The organism is Moraxella sp. TY6 (genome assembly GCF_048551375.1).
Taxonomy (GTDB): Bacteria; Pseudomonadota; Gammaproteobacteria; order Pseudomonadales; family Moraxellaceae; genus Faucicola.
On record NZ_JBLYZJ010000007.1, the window covers coordinates 91988 to 109717 of the forward strand.

At 43.2% G+C, this 17730-nt stretch carries 13 protein-coding genes; 6 read left to right on the top strand and 7 right to left on the bottom strand.

Annotated elements, in window-relative coordinates; all coding sequences use genetic code 11:
- Nucleotides 1-201 precede the first annotated feature (201 nt).
- Nucleotides 202-1449 (top strand): AAA family ATPase, encoded by a 1248-nt coding sequence (locus tag ACK1U4_RS06960; protein WP_419400160.1) that lies wholly within the window; start codon nt 202-204, stop codon nt 1447-1449.
- Nucleotides 1450-1457: 8 nt separating this feature from the next.
- A complete protein-coding gene (locus tag ACK1U4_RS06965; RefSeq protein ID WP_419400161.1) occupies nt 1458-2204 on the top strand; it encodes an RloB family protein in 747 nt (248 codons plus the stop codon).
- 40 nt (nt 2205-2244) lie between these two features.
- Here the strand turns inward: ACK1U4_RS06965 and purL are convergent, their stop codons facing one another.
- The 4 genes from purL to ACK1U4_RS06985 all read right to left on the bottom strand — a co-directional run bounded on the left by purL (nt 2245) and on the right by ACK1U4_RS06985 (nt 9094).
- On the bottom strand, nt 2245-6234 hold the full coding sequence (purL, locus tag ACK1U4_RS06970) for a phosphoribosylformylglycinamidine synthase (protein WP_419400162.1): 3990 nt from the start codon (nt 6232-6234) through the stop codon (nt 2245-2247).
- Nucleotides 6235-6414: 180 nt separating this feature from the next.
- Nucleotides 6415-8028: an inorganic phosphate transporter gene (locus ACK1U4_RS06975; RefSeq protein ID WP_419400163.1), complete on the bottom strand. Its 1614-nt coding sequence runs from the start codon at nt 8026-8028 to the stop codon at nt 6415-6417.
- Nucleotides 8029-8225: 197 nt separating this feature from the next.
- Nucleotides 8226-8639, bottom strand: coding sequence for a DUF6691 family protein (locus ACK1U4_RS06980; protein WP_419400164.1), 414 nt, complete (start codon nt 8637-8639; stop codon nt 8226-8228).
- Between the two features lie 23 nt (nt 8640-8662).
- Nucleotides 8663-9094 carry a YeeE/YedE family protein gene (locus tag ACK1U4_RS06985; protein WP_419400165.1) on the bottom strand — a complete coding sequence of 144 codons (432 nt, stop codon included), beginning with the start codon at nt 9092-9094 and terminating at the stop codon, nt 8663-8665.
- Nucleotides 9095-9389: 295 nt separating this feature from the next.
- Between ACK1U4_RS06985 and recA the strand changes: the two genes are divergently transcribed.
- From recA to ACK1U4_RS07000, 3 genes are all read left to right on the top strand, one after another.
- Nucleotides 9390-10448 (top strand): recombinase RecA, encoded by a 1059-nt coding sequence (gene recA, locus ACK1U4_RS06990; protein WP_419400166.1) that lies wholly within the window; start codon nt 9390-9392, stop codon nt 10446-10448.
- Between the two features lie 116 nt (nt 10449-10564).
- A complete protein-coding gene (locus ACK1U4_RS06995; protein WP_419400167.1) occupies nt 10565-11212 on the top strand; it encodes a regulatory protein RecX in 648 nt (215 codons plus the stop codon).
- A 330-nt stretch (nt 11213-11542) separates the two neighbouring features.
- Nucleotides 11543-12382: a D-alanyl-D-alanine carboxypeptidase family protein gene (locus tag ACK1U4_RS07000; protein WP_419400168.1), complete on the top strand. Its 840-nt coding sequence runs from the start codon at nt 11543-11545 to the stop codon at nt 12380-12382.
- Nucleotides 12383-12453: 71 nt separating this feature from the next.
- Here the strand turns inward: ACK1U4_RS07000 and ACK1U4_RS07005 are convergent, their stop codons facing one another.
- Both ACK1U4_RS07005 and ffh read right to left on the bottom strand, forming a co-directional pair.
- Nucleotides 12454-14517: an OPT family oligopeptide transporter gene (locus ACK1U4_RS07005; protein ID WP_419400169.1), complete on the bottom strand. Its 2064-nt coding sequence runs from the start codon at nt 14515-14517 to the stop codon at nt 12454-12456.
- 334 nt (nt 14518-14851) lie between these two features.
- Nucleotides 14852-16327 (bottom strand): signal recognition particle protein, encoded by a 1476-nt coding sequence (gene ffh, locus ACK1U4_RS07010; RefSeq protein WP_419400170.1) that lies wholly within the window; start codon nt 16325-16327, stop codon nt 14852-14854.
- Between the two features lie 165 nt (nt 16328-16492).
- On the opposite strand from ffh, the gene ACK1U4_RS07015 reads away from it, so the two are divergent.
- Nucleotides 16493-17290, top strand: coding sequence for a cytochrome C assembly family protein (locus ACK1U4_RS07015; protein ID WP_419400171.1), 798 nt, complete (start codon nt 16493-16495; stop codon nt 17288-17290).
- A 143-nt stretch (nt 17291-17433) separates the two neighbouring features.
- Here the strand turns inward: ACK1U4_RS07015 and acpP are convergent, their stop codons facing one another.
- On the bottom strand, nt 17434-17667 hold the full coding sequence (acpP, locus tag ACK1U4_RS07020; RefSeq protein WP_419400172.1) for an acyl carrier protein: 234 nt from the start codon (nt 17665-17667) through the stop codon (nt 17434-17436).
- Nucleotides 17668-17730 lie beyond the last annotated feature (63 nt).

Here is a 17730-nt window from a genome sequence, read left to right on the forward strand (position 1 = left end):
AGGGTGTCGGATTTGGGTTTTGGCATGGGTTGTGGCTCTATGTTATGTTTAGGTGATGATACTATAAAAGGACTTACCAATTAAGCATAAGATTTTTGATACATTTTACAATTATAATTGTATCTATTCCACAAAAGGAGTAGTATAAATTAAATTATTTAATATTTTGGATAAATTATCCATAAAATACGAGAATTTGTTATGATTATTGACTTTACTCTTGGAAACTCTCTTTCATTTAAGGATAACCAAACACTAAGTATGGTTGCTTCACCACCTTATGATATCCACGCAAGTCATATCTTAGATAGCCCTGATAAGAAATTAAAACTGTTAAAACTAGCAGTTATTTATGGTTCTAATGCTTCTGGTAAATCTAACTTACTATCCTCTCTAAACTATTTGAAATCTCTTGTCTTAAATTCAACCAAAAATAAACCCGATAACACTTTTAACTATATCCCATTTTTATTTGATAAAAGAAGTAGCCAAAAACCAACTTTTTTTGAAATTAATTTTTATTGTGAAAATATTCGTTATAACTATAGTATTAGTATGGACAGGCATAAAATTCATCATGAGTATTTATCTTACTATCCCAAAAATTATAAAAGAAATATCTTTATGAGAGATTTATCGGATACTGGCGAGTACAAATATACTTTAGGAGCTGATTTAAAACCAAAGAGAGTTTTTGAAGATATTACTTTAAGAACCTCAAAGAATGTTCTATTCTTATCGAAAGCTTCACAAGAGAATAGTAAGGAAATTTTACCCATTTATAATTGGTTTAATTCTATTTTATCTGAAGAACTTGATATTGATGAAATGGCTGAATTTATTGCTAATGAAGATTCAAATAAAGAAAATTTACTGAATTTTTTATGTAAGCAAGATGTAGATATCGTTGATTTAAATATTGAGAAACTGCCTTTTTTAGATAAAATTAATGAGATTAATGACATCCCATCTGAAATCAAAACAAAACTACTTGAAGATTATAAAGATAAATTTTCTTATAGAATCCAAACTTTTCATAAAGATAATGAGGGAAATAATATACCCTTACCTTTTGAGCTTGAATCTCAAGGCACACAGAAACTCTTTTCTTTGGCATCTTTATTACTAAATGATGACAAAGAGATGAATAAAGTATTTTATGTTGACGAGTTAAGTTCGGCATTACACCCATTACTCGTTAGGAACTTTATTAAATCTTTTCAAAAATCTAAAAATCAATTAATTTGCGTGACTCATGATACACATCTAATCAATCAAGATTATTTGAGGAAAGACCAAATCTACTTTATTGAGAAAAATAAGGAGCAAGCCTCTGAGCTTTATTCCTTAGTGGAATTTGAGAATATCAGAAATGATAGACAAAACTGGGAACTACGTTATCTTTCAGGTTCATTTGGTGCCACTCCAAATCTAAGAAATTATAATTAGGAGTAGTTATGGGAACTGATAATATTGAACAACGCAGAAAAGCTGAAAATAAAGAAAAAAGAAAAAAAGCAAAGGAATCTAGAAAGGCTAACACCCGAAAGGTTATTCCTAAAATTTTGATACTAACTGAAGGTATTTCTGAAAAACATTATTTTGAAAGTCTGAAATTCATTTTAGATATTCCAAATGTAACCGTTCAAAAGAGTACCCATACCGACAGTTATGGAATAGTAACTCAAGCTATAAAACTTGCAAGAAAAGCTGAAAAGGAAGGAGATTTTTTCGGCTATATCTTTTGTGTTTTTGATTTAGATACAGTTAAAGATAAAAGATTTTTGGAAGTTTTAGTTAAATATAATAAGTCTAACAACAACACTAAAATCATTCCAGTTTACACTTTTCCCTGTATTGAATTATGGTTTATATTACATTTTGAATTCTATGATAAACCATTTGTATCAACCCAACTAAATTCTATAGGAACTAATGTAAAAGATGCTTTAGTAAATTATACCCCAAACTATTACGAAACAAATGAAAGTTGCATTAACTCTATCGCTGGAAACTATAAAACTGCAATTTTCAATGCAACTGAATTATTTAAACAACAACAAAAAGTAGATTCTATTAACCCTATAACGAACATACATCAGTTAGTTTTACTTCTTATAGAAATTTCAAATCGTTCAAATAATTATCAGTACAGTTTCGGAGTTGATAATTATATTTTGTCAAAGATAAATCAGAGTAATTAGAGAATTACTCTGATTTGTTTAACTGTGAAAATTCTTTTATTTATCTCAAGAAAGCCCTTGCATTTCTAAACATCCGCATCCACGCCCCATCTTCTTGCCACTCATCAGGCTTCCAGCTATGGTTATACGCCATCAGATTCCGCTCTGGGTGTGGCATCATCAAGGTAACACGCCCATCGGTGCTACAAATCCCTGTCACCCCCTGCGGTGAACCATTTGGATTGAGCGGATAATGCTCAGTTGGCGTGCCGTGGCTATCCACATAGCGTAACGCCACCTGTCCATGAGCCGACATACCTGCGATATCAGCATCCGACAAGGTCGCAAAGCCCTCACCATGAGCCACCGCAATCGGTAGGATACTGTCTTGCATACCTTTTAATAGCACAGACTTGGTACGCTCGACTTTCACATTCACCGTACGAGCCTCAAAACGTGCCGAACGGTTAGCGATAAAGCGTGGGAAATTCTCCGCCCCTGGAATTAAGTCTTTGAGTTGGCTCATCATTTGACAGCCGTTACACACGCCTAGAGAGAAAGTTTCTGGGCGAGTGAAGAACCGCACAAACTGCATACGCAGTTCATCATGGAACAGCACAGATTTCGCCCAGCCAGAGCCAGCCCCTAGCACGTCACCGTAGCTAAAACCACCGCACGCCACTAGACCATCAAAGTCACGCAGATTGACACGCCCTTTGAGCAAATCACTCATATGCACGTCAACCGCTTCAAAACCCGCCCGCACAAAGCCCGCCCCCATCTCAAGCTGACCGTTCACGCCTTGCTCACGCAAGATAGCGACTTTTGGCTGGGTGGTACGGCTATTGATATACGGAGCTTCAATGGCTTGGTTTAGGTCATAGTTGGCTTGGGCGATTAAGCCTTGATGTTTGCTATTGCTAATCAAAGCAAATTCTTGCTCAACGCTAGCAGGATTGTCACGCCCTTTGGCGATATAGTAGCTGACTTTTGACCACTCTTGTTGCAATTCCGCACGGTTAAACGCTAGTGTTTCTTTTGCCGTTTGAATCAGCAAAGTATCTTCATCGGTTGATTGACCGATTAGGCTTAACAAGTCGCTTACGCCTGTTTGCTCTGCCACCGCAAGTAGCTCGCTGACGTTTTCAGGTTTGACTTGAATCACCGCACCCAATTCTTCGGCAAATAATTGACCTAGCAAGTTGTCATCAGTTAGCACCAACTTCACGCCTTGGCGGTTGGTGAATTGCATTTCGGCAACCGTTGCCAATAGACCACCATCACCGATGTCATGGTAGGCAGAGATTAAGCCTTGATTGTTGGCGGTTTGGACAAAGTTAAAGAAGTTGATTAAATCTTGTGGGTCGTCCAAATCTGGGCAATTATCACCCAGTTGGCTCATGGTTTGGGCAAGAATCGAACCGCCTAGACGGAATTGACCTTTTGACAAATCAAGGCGGTACAATGCCGTTTCGCCACCAACAAGGGCAGGAGTCAAAGTTTTTGCCACGTTTTGCACAGGAGCAAAGGCGGTGATAATCAATGACATCGGTGATACGACTGATTTATTTCCGCTTTCATCTGACCAATTCGCACGCATAGAAAGGCTGTCTTTACCGACAGGAATCGCAATGCCCAACGCAGGGCAAAGCTCTTCGCCCACCGCTTTTACGCCTTCAAACAAGGCTTGGTCTTCTTTGTCTTCGCCACAGCCTGCCATCCAGTTGGCGGATAGCGTGATGTCAGAGAGTTTGGCAATATTCGCCCCTGCGATGTTGGTAATCGCCTCGCCCACCGCTAAACGTGCAGACGCAGACGGATTAATCAAGGCGACTGGGGTACGCTCGCCCATGCTCATCGCCTCGCCTGTCATCGGCTTGCCGTCAAGACTAATCAAGGCAGAGGCAGTCACCGCACAGTCAGCGACAGGCACTTGGTAGCGTCCGACATACTGGTCACGCACTATCATCCCTGTGATTGAGCGGTCGCCAATGCTAATCAAAAACGACTTACTGGCAACGGTTGGGTGACGTAGTACGTCTTTGACCGACTGTTTAACATCAATATTTTCAAGGTTTAACGGCGTTAAATTCGGGGTGCTACGGCTAAATGAGCGTTGCATTTTTGGCGTACCGCCCAATAGCACTTGTAATGGCATATCGACTGGTTGTTGGTCGCCTTTGCTGTTCAACAATGGGTCATTAACCACCAACTGACGGACATCAGTCGCCTCACCCAAAATCGCATACGGACAGCGTTCACGCTCACAGATACTATCAAACAGCTCACGGCTTTCAGGGCGAATCGCCAATACATAGCGTTCTTGGGCTTCATTCGACCAAATCGCCATCGGTGACATCCCATGCTCAAGTGACGGCACTTTCCGCAAGTTCAGCACTGCCCCTAGCTCATGGTCATTCACCAACTCTGGCATGGCATTTGACAAACCACCTGCCCCAACATCGTGAATCGACACGATTGGGTTTTTGTCTTCTTCAGGACTGTTGCCAGCCATCGCCCAACAGCGGTCAATCACTTCTTGACAACGGCGTTCCATCTCGGCATTGTCACGTTGCACCGAGGCAAAGTCTAGCCCCTCGTCAAGCTCGCCACTATCCACCGATGAGGCAGCCCCACCGCCCAAGCCAATTTGCATCGCAGGACCACCCAATACGATGAGTAAATCGCCTTGTTGGATTGGATTTTTCTCGACCAAATTGCGTTTGATATTACCATAACCGCCTGCAATCATAATCGGCTTATGATAGCCACGCATTTGGCTACCGTCCTGCTCGGCTGAGGTGTCTAGTTGAAACGAACGGAAATAACCGACCAAATTCGGACGACCAAATTCATTGCTAAAGGCTGCCGAACCCAATGGGGCTTCGGTCATAATTTGCAATGCACTTGCCATCCGCTCTGGCTTGCCGTAATCGGCAGTCGAAACCCCTTTACCATTTGAGCCAGACTGCTCCCATTTTTCTGGCATCTCTGGCAAATGCAAATGTGACACATGAAAACCTGCCAAACCTGCTTTTGGTTTACCGCCACGCCCTGTCGCCCCCTCGTCACGGATTTCACCGCCCGAACCAGTCGCCGCCCCAGAATACGGTGCAATCGCTGTTGGGTGGTTGTGGGTTTCGACTTTCATCAAAATATCAATGGCTTGTGGGTGAAAACCGTATTCTAAGTGGTTGTTTTCACTGTTTAAAAGCGGATAAAAACGCTGTCCATCTGAGCCTTTGACCACGGCGGCATTGTCTTTATACGCAGACAAAATATCGTTGGGGTTTTGTTGAAAGGTATTTTTAATCATACCAAACAATGACTTAGGCTGAAATTCACCGTCAATCGTCCATTGGGCATTAAAAATCTTATGACGGCAATGTTCGCTATTGGCTTGGGCAAACATCATCAATTCAACGTCAGTCGGATTGCGTTTTAGCTCATTGACATAGGCATTCATTAAGTAGTCAATATCTTGGCTCGACAGGGCAAAACCAAACTCGGTATTGGCTTGTACCAACGCCTCACGACCTGCTCCCATGACATCGACATGGTGCAAACGGGCAGGTTCGTGGTCGTCAAATAAATGCTGAGTTTTTGCCAAATCATAGAACAAACTTTGGGTCATACGGTCGTATAACATCAGCTCAAGGTCGTGTGGGAGCTTGTCTGTCAGTGGCTTATCCGCTGTCAAAGTATAGACCACCACTCGCTCGACACGCTCGATATTGACATCACAGTTGTTAAAAATATCGGTCGCCTTACTCGCCCAAGGGCTAATCGTGCCAAACCGTGGGCTGACGATGACTTGCAACTGACCGTCATTTGACTTGGCAAAATCGACACTCTCGCCATGATTGAGTAAATCCACAGCTTTTTGGTAATCATGCTCGGCTAAGTCTTTTGAGAAAACATAGACTTGCTGACTGCTGATTTGGGTAAAGTTGAGGTCGGCATGACGGTTAAGGCGGTCAAGCAGTTGCTGGGTTTGGAAATCGGTTAAAAATGGGTGTCCTGCGATAATGGTGCTATTGCTTTTTTTCATGGTAAGGCGTTCCGCTTATGTGGGGAAAAAATTTGGCAATATTATACCATTAGTGTCTTAGCTAGGCATTCACTTTATCATTGGCAAACAAGCAAAATTCTTGGTAATATTGAAAATAATAAAAAAGCCACTTCAATAATTGAAATGGCTTTTGGTATAGATTAATAGTCTCTTAGACTGTTACCTCACAAACAACACAGTAAACAACCAATACAAACCACCCGATAACAACATGGTCGCAGGCAAGGTCAATACCCAAGCCGATAACAAACTCATCACGGTGCTTTTTTGTAGCCCTGAGCCATTGGCGACCATCGTTCCTGCCACCCCTGATGACAGCACATGCGTAGTCGATACAGGCAGACCCAAGCCATCCGCTGCCGCAATGGTGGACATCGCAACCAACTCTGCCGAAGCCCCTTGAGCATAGGTCAAATGTTCCTTGCCAATCCGCTCACCGACAGTAATCACAATCCGCTTCCAGCCAATCATCGTCCCTAAGCCTAATGCAATTGCCGTCATCACTTTTACCCATGTTGGGATAAACTTGGTGGCACTGTCGATGTCTTTTTGTACCGCTTTAAGTTGCTTGGTGGTGGCAGGATTTAACTCATTTGGTGAGTTTTTTTGGATGTTTTTGATGGTTTCACCGCTTAGGAACATTTGGTTTCGCATTTCGCTCACCGTTGCACCGTCCCATTGCTTAATATTATCATTTTTTTGGATTTGCGTACCGATAGTATCCAACGTGCTTGCCAGTGCAGGTACGACTTCAGGGGTTATTTTCTTATCTTTGACATAGTCCGATAAAATCAAACGAGCATCTTTATTTAATGGCGTAGTCGTTTGTTGTTGCAGGGTCAATGAGGCGGTTTTGGCGTGTTGCCCAAAATCGGTGATTTGTTGCTGTTGCAGATTGCCATTTAGCCCATACACCATCGGAATCGCCCCAACCAAAATCAGCATAATCAGACCCATGCCTTTTTGCCCATCGTTTGAGCCATGAAAAAACGACACCCCTGTACAAGTAGCAATCAAAATGCTCCGCACCCAAGTCGGTGGTGGCGTGTTGGGTTTTGGGGCTTCAAACAGCTCTGGACGGCGTTTGAATAGTTGTTTGATAATAAGTAGCAAAATTGCTGCCAAACAAAACCCAAATAAAGGTGAAAACAGTAAAGCTGCTCCGACTTTCTGTACTTGTGCCCAATCCACACCTGCAGTAAAGCCACGCCCATGCAGTAAGGCATTGCCCACGCCCACGCCAATAATCGAGCCAACCAGCGTATGGGATGACGAAGCAGGAATCCCAAAATACCATGTACCAAGATTCCAAATAATCGCCGCAAACAGCAACGCAAAAATCATCGCAAAACCACTTGCCGAGCCAACGTGCAAAATCAGCTCAACAGGCAACAACGCAATAATCCCAAACGCCACTAACCCAGTGGAGGTCAATACCCCCAAAAAGTTAAAAAAACCTGCCCACACCACGGCATAATGAGCAGGCATGGAATTGGTATAAATCACAGTAGCGACCGCATTGGCAGTATCGTGAAAACCATTGACAAACTCAAACCCTAAGGCAATTAGCAAAGCGAAAACCAGCAACACATACGGCATAATCGTGGTTGGGGTATCAAAAGCATGACTGATATCAAAAAATAGGCTATAGCCCATGAATAAAAGACCTGCCATCAGCAGACCAAAAAACGCAATCATGGCAAATTTGTTGGGGCGGTAATCAAGGGTTGGACGGGAATTGGCTAGAGACGTTACTTCACCGGTTGAAATCATTCAAACCTCTATAAACAGAGTGGCAACCAAGATATTGCAATAACAAAAAAGCCCATACAATTAGGGAGTTTTTACAAAACCTAATCAAAAGGGCTGTCATCCAATAACAAAAGAATATCCCCCCTATTATCCATGAATTTCATCAAAATGTCATCTATAAAGTGTACAGCTATTTCCCAACTGACTGAAAATTAAACCTAATACTTTTCCAAGGTCAATTTAAATACGCCCATCCCCAAAATCATACTCACCACAAAAACCACCCCTTGCCACGCCCCTGTACTCGCTAGTACCATTGCAGGGGCAGGACAAATCCCTGTAATCCCCCAGCCGATGCCAAACAGTGACGAACCGATGAGCAATCGCTTATCAATCTGTGTCGCAGTGGGCAAACTCATTGCATCACCCAATAAACTTCGGCTACAAGATTTTGCCAAAGCAAAGCTGATACTCGCCACCAACAATCCCCCACCCATCACAAAGGCAAGCGACATATCCCATTTGCCAAATATGTCCAAAAACCCTTGCACCTTCGCAGGATTCACCATATCGCCAATAATCAGCCCAATGCCAAAAATCAGCCCTGTCACTAATGCGATAATTTGTTGCATAAACTTTCCTAATTTATCGTTTATTATATTAAACCCAAAATATGTTTACCCACATACACGGTCAAAAACCCAGTCAGCATAAAGGTAACCGTTGCCACCATCGAGCGTTTTGACAAGCGAGCATTACCACAAATCCCATGCCCACTGGTACAACCCGACCCCAAACGTGTGCCAAACCCAACCAACAGCCCTGCCACCACATATTGCCACAGCGAATCAGTCACCGTCACCGCAGGTAATGGACGAACTAACTGATACAACCAAGGGGCAAGCAATATGCCTAATACAAAACACACCTGCCAACTAAAATTAACTGACTTGGGTGACAATAGCCCTGCGATAATACCGCTAACACCTGCGATTTTGCCATTAAACCACCACAATAAGGCAGCCGCTAAACCAATCAGTAATCCACCCATCAATGAGGCTATGGGGGTAAAATTTGCCCAATCCATGACATTATCCCTTATTTTTAAATAAATCATTTATATTATATTATAATATATAATAATTAGTGGTTTTACAATTAATTTTTTAAAATCCTGTCATTGAAACCATTAATCTATTCTTCAAAAACTTCTTATCAAAACAAATGCGACACAACATGTCGTTTAATGTATTATTTGACCTTTCTTTTATGCCAAAATTTGTTATGATAGCCACATCAAAACAAAGTTTCATCTCTCCCAAATTTTAACCGAATAAACGATTTACTCATTCACAACTTTTTAAATTCACAAGGAAATTACTATGGACGAAAATAAAGCCAAAGCCCTCACCGCCGCCCTTGCCCAAATCGAAAAAGCTTACGGCAAAAACACCATCATGCGTCTGGGTGATGAGTCTGCCAAAGTCAAAGTCGATGTCATCTCGACAGGCTCATTGGGGCTAGATATTGCCCTTGGGATTGGTGGCTTGCCAAAAGGTCGTATCGTGGAAATCTACGGGCCAGAAAGCTCAGGTAAAACCACGCTGACCCTACAAGCCATCGCTCAATGCCAAAAACAAGGCGGAACGTGTGCCTTTATTGACGCTGAACACGCCCTTGACCCTGTGTATGCCAAAAAACTTGGCGTAGATGTGGATAACTTGTTAGTAACTCAACCCGACAATGGCGAACAAGCCCTTGAAATCACCGATATGCTAGTGCGTTCGGGTGCGGTGGATATGATTGTAGTGGACTCAGTGGCAGCCCTAACGCCCAAAGCCGAAATCGAAGGTGAAATGGGCGACAGTCACATGGGTCTACAAGCACGCCTTATGAGCCAAGCGTTGCGTAAAATCACAGGTAACGCCAAACGCTCAAACTGTATGGTGGTCTTCATCAACCAATTACGTATGAAAATTGGTGTGATGTTCGGCTCGCCAGAGACCACCACAGGCGGTAATGCGTTAAAATTCTATGCCTCGGTGCGGATTGACATTCGCCGTATTGGTTCGGTGAAAGATGGTGATGCCATCATCGGTAACGAAACCAAAGTCAAAGTCATCAAAAACAAACTTGCACCACCATTCCGTGAAACCAAATTTGACATCATGTATGGCAGTGGGACGAATTATTTGGGTGAAGTGCTTGATTTTGCGGTGGATATGGACTTTGCCAAAAAATCTGGGGCATGGTACAGCTATAATGACAGCAAAATCGGTCAAGGGCGTGCCAATTCGATTAAGTTTTTGGAAGAAAATCCACAAATCGCCCAAGAACTTGAGCAAAAAGTGCGTGATGCCAAGCTCGCTCACCCTGACGAGTTGGTACACCATGAAGATGACCATGCCGAACCGCCAGAGTTTGTTGAAGGGATGGAATAATTTGCGGTTATCGTAGGGTGCGTTTGACGCACCATTCAAAATCAATATCTTCAATAGGTGCGTATGACGCACCTTACTTGGATGATTTTTTATGTAAAAAGAAACACAATAAACCAATGAGCAATTCAAATCCTCAAACTATCCTAGCCACCATCGAAAGTCAGCTAATGACAGACGAAGAACGCCAAGCTCACCATGATAAACTCAAAAACGAGAGCTATATGCGTTGGCTGGCGTTTTATTATCTCGGCAGACGAGAGCAATCCAAAAAAGAACTGCGTGACAAACTTCTCGCCAAAGACTGCGACCCCCAAGCTATTGAAGCCTTACTCATCGAATTTGAACAAGAAGGCTACCAATCTGACGAACGTATGACCTCCGCTGTCATCAAAGACAGTATCGGCAAAAAATATGGCACGGTTCGCATCTATCAAACCCTCAAAAAACACGGCTTAACCACCATCAAATCCGCTAGTGGTATCAACACTTGGATAGCCGAACACAGCGACTTTTTTAATGATTTATTGGTTAATGACATCGAAAATGATGCTGAAACACAGTCTAATATTGAAGAACAAGCCGATTATGAAGTCGATTGGCTGGCTCAAGCGGTCGAAGCACGCTGTCGCAAATATGGCGATAATATCCCTACCGACCCAAAAGAAAAAGCCCATCAATTACGGTTTTTACAATATCGAGGTTTTGGGATGGATGTGTGTTTTGACGCATTAAAGTATGATTTAAATAGCATCAATGAGCGTTAAATAGCTATCTTTTTCATATCATAAAAAATTAACTATTGTTAATTTATGTTAATTTATGTTAATTTGTCTATAATATAACCAAATAAGCGACCATTATGACTAGGACTTACGGAAATTTTAAATTTATCTTGCATAATAAAGACGCTAGACCCCTGCCTACGCAGGGGTGACGAGTAATTAAAGATGTTCGTTACTTCGGGCATAGCCCTCGTCTTGCGAGCCTGCAAAACTGTGTTTTGCTTTAACGGCTCTCATCCTGAGAATGCAGGAATCCAGTGTCTTTTGCGTAAGTCCTAATGACAAAAATATTAAGATAAATTGAATCATCCCATGACAAAAGCAATATTACAGCGTCCATTTTATTTTCCAGTTAGGTTCACCATTGCCATATTTTTCATGGGATTGGGGCATCAAGGGCAAGCCAATAACACAAAAAAACCAACGAATAGCCAAACCACCAGCAAAAAAACAGCATTGCCCACCAATGCCAATTTAACAAAATTGACAAAATCAACCAAACCCACGAAAACAGTCGTCAAGCAACCATCACCCAACACCATCAAGCCCACCACTATCAAATCAACCACTATCAAATCAACCACTATCAAATCAACCACTATCAAATCAACCACTATCAAATCAACCACTATCAAGCCCACCAACTGCAAGCCCAATGCCGAAGCCTATAAAGTGGGGATTTTACATTATGCGTTTGCCGAGCAGTCGAATTTGGTGGCGATTGGCAATGGCGATAAATTACACCCAGATGCCGCCAAAGCCTTGAAACTGATGCGACAGGCCGCCACAAAGGATAAAGTCAATTTACAAGTTGGTTCTGCCTTTCGCTCTATTCAATATCAACAAAATCTCATCAATCATAAAAAAGCCCAAGGGCTAACGGCAAAACAAATCTATCATTGGTCAGCCCCTGCTGGCTATTCTGAGCATCATACAGGGTTTGCGGTGGATTTTGCTCCCATTGGGCAAGGGTTTGGCAAAACATCGTCTTATCGTTGGTTGAAGGGGAATGCCAATAAATATGGTTTTTATCAGTCGTTTAATACCAAAGTCGCTAGCAAAAGTGGCGTCGCTACCGAAGCATGGCACTGGAAATACCTAAATAGCCCCACTGCCAAAAAAGCCTTAGCCAATCAAGCTTGTTATCAATAGGGTCTATCCAAATCCATAAAAAAAGCCCAATTTAACCAATTGGGCTTTTTTGAATTGAACAATAGATTGATTTAGGCTTTGGCACTATTTAGCACACGTTTACCAAAATAAATGGTCGCCGCCACAAAGATAGCCAATCCCAACCACTGTCCGATGGTGTCCCAATTTTCCAATGCCAATGCAAGCGGTGCATCAGAGCCACCTTGTGTCACAGATGCAGCAATAATAAACGCCATCACCACACCGACAAGGCTTTCGCCAACAATCAGACCTGCAGCAAACAGTGTGCCTGTACGCTCGGCATGGTCAAGATTTTGTTTCACATTGGCAGGGTTACTGCGTTTGGCAATGCGAGATTTCACCCACCACGCCAACACCGTGCCAGCAATCAACGGCATATTGACCGCAGGTGGCAAATAAATACCCATCCCCACTGCCAACACAGGTAGGCTGTATTTGTTGGCTGAGGTTTTTTTGAGCAAAATATCAGTGATAATCAATGCCACGCCAATCGCTACGCCGATTAAGATATAGTTCCACTCAAGACTATGCGAAAAAATCCCTTTGGCAATGGTCGCCATCAAGGTCGCTTGTGGTGCTCCCAAGGCTTGCGTGGCATCCATGCCTTCACGAGGCATCGCCCCTGTAAAGCCATAGGCTTGATAAAGTAGTTGAAGCACAGGCGAAATCACCAACGCCCCAACGACCACACCAATAATCAACGCAAGCTGTTGTCGCCACGGTGTCGCTTTGACCAGATAACCTGTTTTTAAATCTTGTAAATTGTCATTAGAAATGGTCGCCACGCATAGCACTGCCGAGCCACAGAACAACGCCAATGCCGTGATAAATTGACCATCGCCTGTTTGCATTACGGCAGGATTGGCATTGCCAATCAACAATAATACCAACGAAATCGCCACGATGGAAATAATACCAATCCCTGAAATTGGGCTAGACGATGAACCGACCAAACCTGCCATATAACCGCAAGCTGCCGCCACCAAAAAGCCAATCACAAATGCCAATAATGTACACACCACCACCAAAAACCATGCGGTAGTCGCAGGCAATGAGGCGGCTGACACAAATTGATAGAAGGTCAAGGCAAGCAATAACCCCATGCCCAACACCCAACCCAACATGGCTTTGGGTGATAAATCTTGCTCCGTGCGATGGTTACCACCACTGCCTGCTTTGCCACCTTTGAGGGCTTGAACTGACAGACGGAAACCTTCCATCATTGGTTTAAACAAGGTAATCAACGTCCAAATCGCAGCAATCGCAATCGTACCTGCCCCAATAAAGCGGACTTTTTCTTTCCAAAGTTTCATCGCAAAGGCGACCATTTCCATATCGGCAGGTTGCGGAATACTGCTGGTCAACATTGGCACTGCCACGCCCCACGCAATAAAAATCCCCAACAAAATCGCAATACCGCCTGCGATACCGACCAAATAGCCCGCCCCTAACAACGCAAGCGAAAAGCCCATCGGTAACTGAAAAATCGCCGCCCCAGCCTTAAACCAATAACTGGCTGAATCAGCCACCAATCGCAGTCCGCCTGTGGCAAAACTCACCAAGCCTGACAACGCACCGCCAATGGCGATTTCTTTGATACCAGTGCCACCTTTGGCAGACTCATCATGTACCAAATTACCATGCTCATCTTCGGTCACGCCCTCGCCTGCCTTCAAAATCTCGGCAGCCGCCACCCCTTCTGGGTAAGGCAAATCGCTATTTACCACCATCGCATAGCGTAATGGAATCGTGAAAATCACCCCCCAAATACCGCCTGCAATACACAGCAAAGCCGTTTGCCAAAACGGAAAACTTGTCCAATAACCGACCATCAACAACGCAGGCAACATAAAAATAATCGATGACAGCGTCCCTGCCGATGAGGCTTGGGTTTGCACCATATTGTTTTCTAAAATATTACTGCCTTTGGCAAATTTCAAAATTGCCATCGAAATCACTGCCGCAGGAATTGACGAGGCAAATGTCAAACCCACTTTTAGCCCCAAATATACATTGGATGCGGTAAAAATCACCGTGATAATTGCCCCAAGAATCATCCCTCGCAAGGTCAGCTCTTTGGCATTGGCGTATGGGTCATGTGATATACCAGCCATGCACCTCTCCTTAAAACTCTATTAAATGAATACCGTCTGTTTATTTATAGTGAAATCCTTTCAAAGTAGGACACATCGTAGCGTGGGTTAGCCGTCTTTTTGGCGTAACCCACGGAATTTAAATTTACTACTATTCTGAAGTTAAATGACTATATATTAATCGGACGTATTTGGTAATAAAAACAAATCTTAACAATTGGGTAACTCATAGTTAAACATTTCGATTTTTTTTGCAAGCTATTTTTGGGATTGATAACAATTTTTTGGGTATAAAAAAACTGATAACGAGTATCAGTTTTTTGGTGTGGTTAATGATTAATCAATCAAAATTGGTTTAAAAGCGAGTTTTAAACTTCGGTGCAGGTGGCATGGTCGGCAAGTTGGTCTGTCCCATCACAGGGGCAGTTTCTTGTTCTTGCTTATTTCCCCCAAACAAAGGGCCTCCACCACCGCTCATGCCCTTAGTCAAGCCTTGTACGGCTTTCATCATTTTGCTAATACCTGATGGGTCAGAGAGCATTTTCATCATTTTTGCCATTTGCTTGTGTTGCTTAAGCAGTTGGTTGACGTGTTGAATGTCTTTACCTGCCCCAGCAGCGATACGGCGTTTACGGCTTGGGTTGATTTTGTCTGGGTTTTGACGCTCGAATGGGGTCATCGAGTGAATCAACGCTTCCATTTCTTTGACCTTGTCTTCTGGTTTGGCATCGGCAACGGCTTTTTGAATATCCGCACCGCTCATGCCGGGCATTTTATCAAGGAAACCTGCCATACCGCCCAAGTTTTTCATTTGTTGGAATTGGGTCAATAAGTCCTCAAGGTCAAACTCGCCACCTTTTTGGATTTTTTTCGCCATTTTTTCGGCTTTTTCACGGTCGATTTTGTTTTCGACTTCTTCGACCAATGACAATACGTCACCCATGCCCAAAATCCGCTGTGCCACACGCTCTGGGTGGAATGGCTCAAGGGCATCGAGTTTTTCACCACGACCCAAAAATTTAATCGGTTTGCCAGTAATCGCACGCACCGACAAGGCTGCACCACCACGAGCATCACCGTCTGTCTTGGTCAAAATCACGCCTGTCAATGGTAATGCGTCATTAAAGGCTTTAGCGGTATTGGCAGCATCTTGACCTGTCATCGAATCCACTACGAATAGCGTTTCGGCTGGATTGACAGTAGCAGTCAAGGCTTTGATTTCGTCCATCATCGCCTCATCAACGTGCAGACGACCTGCAGTGTCGATAATCAAGATGTCTTGGTATTGAATTTTGGCTTGTTCGATGGCACGTTTGGCGATGTCGATGGGGTTTTCGTCCGCATGAGATGGCACAAACTGGGCTTTGACCTGCTCGGCAACTTGCTCAAGCTGTTTGATGGCGGCAGGGCGATACACGTCCGCTGATACCAACATGACTTTTTTCTTTTGGCGTTCTTGGAGGTATTTGGCAAGTTTACCTGCAGTGGTGGTCTTCCCTGCCCCTTGCAAGCCTGCTAATAAGTAAATCACAGGCGGTTTGCCCGTCATTTCTAAGCCTTGATTGGCACTGCCCATCATCTCGGTGAGTTCGTCATACACAATTTTGACAAACGCTTGCCCAGGGGCGAGTTCTTTGAGGACTTCTTGTCCCAAAGCTTTATCTTTGACACGGGTGACAAAGTCACGGGTCACAGGCAAAGCAACGTCTGCCTCTAGCAGTGCCATGCGGACTTCACGCAAGGTGTCTTTGATGTTGTCTTCGGTAAGTTGTCCTGTACCTGCAATGTTACGTAAACTGCCAGAAAGTCGTTCGGTTAAAGTATCAAACATGATGATTTCTCTTATTACAAATTTTGGGAAATAGAATTTTTAGATAGTTTTTTACTATTTTATGATAAATAGCCTAAAACTGCTAATCATTTACTGCTAAAATGGGGAATTCTTGGTTTTAATTGTCAATAAACCCTCTTTTTTGTAAGACCCTGTGAGGCGATTGTGTTTTTACTTTTGGTCATGGCATTGGTGTGTTATGGATTGACCGCCCTGTATCTGATTTGGGCGTTAAGCCAAAAAAAATCCATTCATAAAGGCTGGGTACTTGGTCAGCTTGGCGTTGGTCTGTTGGCTCATGTCGGCTTGCTGTACCCACAGATTTTTACCCAATATGGGCTAAATTTTAATGTATTTAACGTGCTGTCCTTGACCTCGTTATTTATGTTGTTGTTTTATTGGGGGTTTTGCTTATATCGTCCGATTTTGCCACTGGGGATTTTGGCAACGCCGTTGGCATTGGCTGGGGTGGTGCTAGGCTATACAGGTAATGCCCCTTATCAACCGTTGAGCCATATCAGTCCGCTATTGCAGTCGCATATTTTGCTGTCATTGGCAGCCTATTCGGTGCTGTTTATGTCAGCGGTGCAAGCCGTGATGTTACGCTTACAAATCAAAGAGTTGAAACGCCAAACCATTCACCGCATTTGGGTGGATAAACTGCCCTCACTGCAAAGCATGGAAACGCTGTTATTTGACATGATAATGGTGGGGTTTGTGTTGTTGTCGTTTGCGTTAGCCTCTGGTCTGATGGATACGCAAGACTTGCTGGGACAACACTTGGTACATAAAACGGTATTTAGTGTGCTGTCGTGGCTGGTGTTTGGGGCGTTATTGATTGGGCATTGGCGGTCAGGTTGGCGAGGGATTAAAGCCAGTAATATGACCTTGTATGGCGTGATTTTGCTGGCAGTGGCGTTTGTGGGGACGAAATTTGTCTTAGAAATTGTGTTGGGGCGGTGATTGATATTGCACCCTATTTTTTGAATCTCCCCCAACCCCCATTTACAAAAGAGGGGGGTTGTTCTGATACATCAACCTAATATAAAAAAATCCCCCTTTATTCAAAGAGGGATTTAATAATGCCAATATTAGGTAAAAATCAATTAGATTTTTGATTGAACGTAGTCAATGGCACTTTTAACCGTGGTTAATTGAGCTGAATCTTCGTCTGGAATGGTGATACCAAACTCATTTTCAAATGACATCACTAGCTCAACAAGGTCAAGCGAATCCGCTCCTAAGTCGTCCATAAATGACGCTTCGGTTTTGATGTCATCGGCATTGATACCCAATTGTTCTGCCACTGCGGCTTTTACTTTGCTTTCAACTTCACTCATGCGATTCTCCTTGCATATAGGTTATGGGGTTGGATGGTAAAAACAAATCATAATACAATGTTT

Bases quoted from the DNA above. Each gene is read 5' to 3' on its own strand.
- ACK1U4_RS06960 (WP_419400160.1), top strand. From the start codon at position 202: ATGATTATTGACTTTACTCTTGGAAACTCTCTTTCATTTAAGGATAAC.
- ACK1U4_RS06965 (WP_419400161.1), top strand. From the start codon at position 1,458: ATGGGAACTGATAATATTGAACAACGCAGAAAAGCTGAAAATAAAGAA.
- purL (WP_419400162.1), bottom strand. From the start codon at position 6,234: ATGAAAAAAAGCAATAGCACCATTATCGCAGGACACCCATTTTTAACC.
- ACK1U4_RS06975 (WP_419400163.1), bottom strand. From the start codon at position 8,028: ATGATTTCAACCGGTGAAGTAACGTCTCTAGCCAATTCCCGTCCAACC.
- ACK1U4_RS06980 (WP_419400164.1), bottom strand. From the start codon at position 8,639: ATGCAACAAATTATCGCATTAGTGACAGGGCTGATTTTTGGCATTGGG.
- ACK1U4_RS06985 (WP_419400165.1), bottom strand. From the start codon at position 9,094: ATGGATTGGGCAAATTTTACCCCCATAGCCTCATTGATGGGTGGATTA.
- recA (WP_419400166.1), top strand. From the start codon at position 9,390: ATGGACGAAAATAAAGCCAAAGCCCTCACCGCCGCCCTTGCCCAAATC.
- ACK1U4_RS06995 (WP_419400167.1), top strand. From the start codon at position 10,565: ATGAGCAATTCAAATCCTCAAACTATCCTAGCCACCATCGAAAGTCAG.
- ACK1U4_RS07000 (WP_419400168.1), top strand. From the start codon at position 11,543: ATGACAAAAGCAATATTACAGCGTCCATTTTATTTTCCAGTTAGGTTC.
- ACK1U4_RS07005 (WP_419400169.1), bottom strand. From the start codon at position 14,517: ATGGCTGGTATATCACATGACCCATACGCCAATGCCAAAGAGCTGACC.
- ffh (WP_419400170.1), bottom strand. From the start codon at position 16,327: ATGTTTGATACTTTAACCGAACGACTTTCTGGCAGTTTACGTAACATT.
- acpP (WP_419400172.1), bottom strand. From the start codon at position 17,667: ATGAGTGAAGTTGAAAGCAAAGTAAAAGCCGCAGTGGCAGAACAATTG.